The 802-nt window shown below is 69.3% G+C and carries 1 protein-coding gene; it reads left to right on the top strand.

From position 1 onward, the window contains the following. A partial coding sequence (gene priA, locus JCM25156_RS18850; protein WP_025814384.1) for a replication restart helicase PriA occupies window positions 1-778 on the top strand: 778 nt, incomplete at its 5' end. Window positions 779-802: the final 24 nt, after the last annotated feature.

Genomic DNA, 802 nt, shown 5'->3' with positions numbered 1-802 from the left:
CGCCACCATGCCCGAAGTCCGCACGCTGGACATGCGCGCCGACCCGCCGGAGCGCGGGCTGTTCCTTTCGCCAGTGCTGACAGGCGCGATCCATGACGCTATCGGGCGCGGCGAACAGGCGATGCTGTTCCTCAACCGCCGGGGCTATGCGCCGCTGACGCTGTGCCGCACCTGCGGCCACCGCATGCAGTGCCCCAACTGCACCGCGTGGCTGGTCGAACACCGCGCGCGCCATATCCTGACCTGCCACCACTGCGGCTATGACGAGCCCATTCCCCAGACCTGCCCCAAATGCGCCGATGCCGACAGCCTGACCCCCATCGGCCCCGGCGTGGAACGGATAACGGAGGAAGCGCGCGCCACCTTCCCCGATGCGCGGATACTGGTCATGGCCAGCGATACGCTGAGCGGCCCCGCCGCCACCGCCGCCGCGGTCGAGCGCATCGCCCGCCGTGAGATCGACCTTGTGATCGGCACGCAGATCGTGGCCAAGGGCTGGCACTTTCCCCACCTGACGCTGGTGGGAATCGTGGATGCGGATCTCGGGCTGGGGGGGGGCGACCTGCGGGCGTCGGAGCGCACGGTACAGCTTCTGCACCAGGTGGCGGGCCGCGCGGGCCGGGCCGAAGCGCCGGGGCATGTGCTGTTGCAGAGCTACGTGCCCGATCATCCGGTCATGCAGGCGCTGGTATCGGGTGATTTCGACAGTTTCATGCAACAGGAGGCCGAACAGCGCCGCCCCGGTTTCTGGCCGCCCTATGGCCGGCTGGTGGCCTGATCGTCAGCGCCGACACGCCGGAAG

This window comes from Komagataeibacter kakiaceti JCM 25156, assembly GCF_000613305.1.
The sequence above is the reverse complement of the archived record's forward strand: the minus strand, read 5'-3'. Positions and strand labels throughout refer to the sequence as shown.